At 36.6% G+C, this 4,764-nt stretch carries 4 protein-coding genes; all 4 read left to right on the top strand.

What is annotated here, in order from left to right:
* On the top strand, positions 1 to 760 hold a 760-nt coding region (thiI, locus tag RTL21_RS09490; protein ID WP_312095637.1), incomplete at its 5' end, for a tRNA uracil 4-sulfurtransferase ThiI.
* A gap of 173 nt (positions 761 to 933) precedes the next feature.
* Positions 934 to 1,140 (top strand): alpha/beta-type small acid-soluble spore protein, encoded by a 207-nt coding sequence (locus tag RTL21_RS09485; RefSeq protein ID WP_031534962.1) that lies wholly within the window; start codon positions 934 to 936, stop codon positions 1,138 to 1,140.
* A 237-nt stretch (positions 1,141 to 1,377) separates the two neighbouring features.
* Positions 1,378 to 2,952: an acyl-CoA synthetase MbcS gene (gene mbcS / locus RTL21_RS09480; RefSeq protein WP_312095630.1), complete on the top strand. Its 1,575-nt coding sequence runs from the start codon at positions 1,378 to 1,380 to the stop codon at positions 2,950 to 2,952.
* Between the two features lie 89 nt (positions 2,953 to 3,041).
* Entirely contained in the window at positions 3,042 to 4,643 is a 1,602-nt protein-coding gene (locus tag RTL21_RS09475) for an amidohydrolase (RefSeq protein WP_312095628.1), read from the top strand.
* Positions 4,644 to 4,764 lie beyond the last annotated feature (121 nt).

Below are 4,764 nucleotides of genomic sequence, written 5' to 3'. Positions count from 1 at the left end.
TCAAATTGAAGTTAGAATAGAAGCGATATATCTTTCCTGTGAAAATATTGCAGGAGCAGGAGGACTACCTTCAGGAACAAGTGGGAAAGCGATGCTTATGTTATCTGGTGGATTAGATAGCCCGGTAGCAGGATATTTATCCATGAAAAGAGGATTAGAAGTCGAAGGAGTGCATTTCTTTAGTCCTCCGTTTACTAGTGAAAGAGCAAAGCAAAAGGTAATTGATATTTCGGAAAAGCTTGCTAATTTTAATGGTCATTTTGTCTTGCATATTGTTCCTTTTACTACTATTCAGCAGTTGATTCATAAGCAAATACCAGAAAATTATACAATGACGGCAACAAGACGAATTATGCTAAGAATAACGGATGAAATTCGCAGAAGACAAGAAGCGCTTGCGATTATTACGGGTGAAAGTTTAGGACAAGTGGCTAGTCAAACGTTAGAAAGTATGTATGCAATCAATGACGTAACGAATACACCAATTTTACGACCATTAATTACAACTGATAAAACAGAGATAATTGAATGGGCAAAGAAAATTGATACACACGATATCTCTATTCGGCCATATGAGGATTGCTGTACGGTGTTTGTACCGGCTTCACCTAAAACCAAACCTAAAAAAGAAAAAATACAGTATTATGAAAGCTTTACTGATTTTGAGCCACTGATTGAAGAAGCGGTTAATAAGGTTGAAACGATTATCCTAAAGAGGGAAGAGAATAAGATTAAAACGGAAACCGATTCCCTTTTCTAAGCTATTACTTTTGGCTATTTTCATAAAGTTTAGTTTTGTATTTTCATTTTCAATGCATAAAAACGGAAAAAATATTGCAAAAATTTCCTGTTTTTTGTGAACAATTACCAGTAGTTAAAACGAATGAATGCCATGTGGATTACACATTCTATTATCACAAGGAGGTGATACACATGGCAAGCAGCAACAATTCAAATCAATTATTAGTACCTGGAGTTTCTCAAGCTCTAGATCAAATGAAATATGAAATTGCTACAGAGTTTGGTGTAAACTTAGGTGCTGAAACAACTTCTCGTGCTAACGGTTCAGTTGGTGGTGAGATCACTAAACGTTTAGTACAAATGGCTGAACAACAATTAGGCGGCGGTTTTTCTAAATAACTAATTGAATAAAAATGGCTACAAGGAGCAAGGCGTCGTGCCTTGCTCCTTCTTCTGTGTTGATTAAGAAGGACCTCTAATAAAGGATTTTCGGTTGCTATTAACCCTTCATTAGAAGGGGGATTAACTCGTTTAAAGTAAAGCTAGTAAGGAATGGAATTTAATTAATTTAAAAATTGGAGATAGGGTAGTATAATGGGTTAAGTATTTATTTTTAGAAACAGGAGGAGACTAATTATGCGGACGGAGGATTTAATTGCTCCAGAACAATATAATTTTGTTTCGGAGATTGAAAAATTTGCCCAAAATCCAGATAGAGTGGCATTAAAATGGGAGAATGAAGAAGGCGAAACAAAAGAAATTACTTATTCCTCCTTAATGAAAGCAGCAAATAGAATAGGAAATGTATTCAAGGAAGAGGGCTTGCAAAAAGGAGATGTAGTCCTTGTTATTGTTCCAAGGATTATGGAAGCCTACCAAGTATATTTAGCAGCTTTAAAACTAGGACTAACGGTTCTTCCAAGTTCAGAAATGCTTCGTGCAAAAGATTTGCAATATCGTATAAAACATGGAGATGTTAAAGCGGTTATTAGCTATTACCCATTTTTAGAAGAGTTACAATTAGTAGAAGAAATACATACGATTAAACGTTTTGTGTTAGGTGAAGCAAAAGAGGGATGGATGCATTTAGATGAGCTGGCGCTTGAGGCTTCAGATGAACTGGAACTGGTAAGTACGCTTAAGACAGATACAGCGTTCATCTCCTATACATCAGGAACAACTGGTAATCCAAAAGGAGTCGTACATACTCATGGATGGGCATATGCGCATCTTAGAACGGCAGCACCAAATTGGCTCTATATTGAAGAAGGGGACTTAGTATGGGCAACGGCAGGTCCTGGATGGCAGAAATGGGTTTGGAGCCCTCTATTATCTGTATTGGGATCTGGTGCTATTGGACTTGTTTATCACGGCAGATTTAACCCAGAAAAGTATTTGCAGCTTCTAGAGAAATATGAAGTGAATGTTTTTTGTTGTACGCCAACTGAGTATCGCCTAATGGCAAAAGTAGAGAACATTCAAACCTATCAATTACAGCATTTACGAAGTGCAGTTTCTGCTGGTGAACCACTGAACAGAGAAGTGATAGATGTATTTAAAGAACATTTTCAATTAGATGTTCGGGATGGATATGGACAAACTGAAAATACTTTATTGATTGGAATAACAAAGGGAGTAGAGTTACGTCCTGGATCCATGGGAAAACCGACACCAGGTAATATAGTGGAAGTTATCAATGAAGATGGAGAAATTTGTTCGGTTGGTGTGGTTGGAGATATTGCCGTTCATAAAGATACTCCTGCTCTGTTTAAGGAATATTTAAACGAACCAGAAAGAACAAAAAATCAATTTCGCGGCGATTATTACATCACAGGAGACCGTGCTAAAAAAGATGAAGATGGCTACTTTTGGTTTGAAGGCAGAAGAGATGATATCATTATTAGTTCCGGTTACACGATTGGACCCTTTGAAGTAGAAGATGCACTAGTTAAGCATAAAGCAGTCAAAGAATGTGCTGTCGTAGCTAGTCCAGATCCTATTAGAGGAAATGTTGTTAAGGCATTTATTGTTCTACGAGATGGGATTCGGGGCACCGAAGAATTAACAAGAGAGCTGCAAACACATGTGAAAAAATTAACAGCTCCATATAAATATCCGCGGAAAATAGAATTTATGGATGAGCTTCCTAAGACAACTTCAGGGAAAATTAGAAGAATTGAACTACGAGACAAAGAACAGCAAAGTAAATAAGAATAGAATACACCGTTCTAAGGGAGATAAGATTAAAAAGGGCACTAAAAAATAGTGTCCTTTTTATAAAAAATTACAGGAGGATCTGTATGGGGAAACTTATTTATGGTGGGAAGATATATACGCTTAAAGAGGAAGGACATGTGGTGGAAGCTGTTTATACGGATAAGCAGTATATCGTGGATTATGGTGATAAAAAGTATTTAGAAGAAAAATATGAAGGAAGTATACAAGAAGAAATAGACTTAAAAGATGACGTACTTCTTCCAGGATTTGTTGATAGTCATATGCATCTAGTTGGTCATGGAGAAAAACTGTTAAGGTTAGACTTATCTACTTGTACATCAAAAGAGGAAGCCCTACAATTGCTCGCTAGTTACGCAGAGGATATAGAAGAGGGGCAATGGATTATTGGCGATGGCTGGAATGAAAATATGTGGCGGGAGCAACAGATACTCACTTCAATGGATATTGATCAGTATGTTCCAAATCATCCAGTCCTCCTTAATCGAATATGTAAGCATGCAATCGCAGTAAATTCATATGCTTTGAAAATTGCCAATATTACAAATGATACTTTAGCTCCCTTTGGTGGAGTGATTGAGAAGGATGAGGCAAATAATCTTATTGGGATATTTAAAGATCAGGCGCAAGAGTTAATCACCAGTATTTTGCCTAAGGTAACTGATGAATATGTAGAAAGAGCATTGCGAGCAGGTATTAAAGATGCCTACCGATTAGGACTTACTGGAGCACATACGGAAGACTTAAACTACTATCATGGCTATGAAGGAACCTATCGTTCATATAAAAAAGTAGTAGAAGATGAAGGAAATCTATTTAGAGCCCATTTACTTGTACATCATGAAGTATTTGAAGAAATGATAAATGATGGCGGAAAATATTTAGGTGGATCCGAATGGGTCGAGCTTGGTAGTATGAAAATATTTGCTGATGGTGCTTTTGGAGGAAGAACGGCACTGTTAAGTAGACCCTATCATGATGACCCCTCAACAAATGGAGTTAGTATATTTACACAAGAAAAATTAAATGAACTAGTAGCAAAGGCGAGAGAGAAGGAGGTACCAATTGCCGTCCATGCGATTGGTGATGCAGCTTTTGAAATGGTTTTACAGGCAATGGAGAAGCATCCATTAAAAGGATTTGGAAGAGATCGTCTTATTCATGCAACAATGCTGCGAAAGGATTTAATCGAACGAATGAAAGGATTGCCATTAATACTAGATATTCAGCCTAGTTTTGTAACTTCTGACTTTCCATGGGTAATCGACCGATTGGGTAAAGATAATCTTGCCTATTGTTATGCATGGAAAACATTATTAAAAGAAGGAATGCATTGTGCAGGCGGTTCGGATGCTCCGATTGAAAGTGCAGATCCTCTAGTAGGGATTCAAGCAGCTGTAACAAGATCGAACGGAGAGGATAAACAAGGAAACGGATACCTTCCGGCAGAGGCGTTAACTGTTTATGAAGCGGTGAGTCTTTATACGAATGGAAGTGCTTATGCAATTTGTCATGAAGAAGATCGAGGGAAAATTGAAAAAGGTTATTTAGCAGACTTCACTATTTTGAATAAGGATATTTTTGATGTAAATCCCCATGATATAAATAAAATAGAAGTAACAAAAACGATTGTAGGCAATGAAATAATGTATGAACGATTTAAGTAAAGACAAATGAAAGGATTAGGGTTCAATCCTAATCTTTTTGACTATCTTTTACAAAAATTTCTAAAAAAGATTGTCAGCTTCAAAAATAATATATATAATATGGAATATTTCGAATATAGAA

Source organism: Niallia sp. (genome assembly GCF_031978665.1).
Taxonomy (GTDB): domain Bacteria; phylum Bacillota; class Bacilli; order Bacillales; family Cytobacillaceae; genus Niallia.
Note: the sequence above shows the minus strand (reverse complement) of the source record. Positions and strands in the feature narration are given on the sequence as shown.

Excerpts from the sequence above, each read along its gene's own strand:
- RTL21_RS09485 (WP_031534962.1), top strand. The coding sequence starts at position 934 with ATGGCAAGCAGCAACAATTCAAATCAATTATTAGTACCTGGAGTTTCT.
- mbcS (WP_312095630.1), top strand. The coding sequence starts at position 1,378 with ATGCGGACGGAGGATTTAATTGCTCCAGAACAATATAATTTTGTTTCG.
- RTL21_RS09475 (WP_312095628.1), top strand. The coding sequence starts at position 3,042 with ATGGGGAAACTTATTTATGGTGGGAAGATATATACGCTTAAAGAGGAA.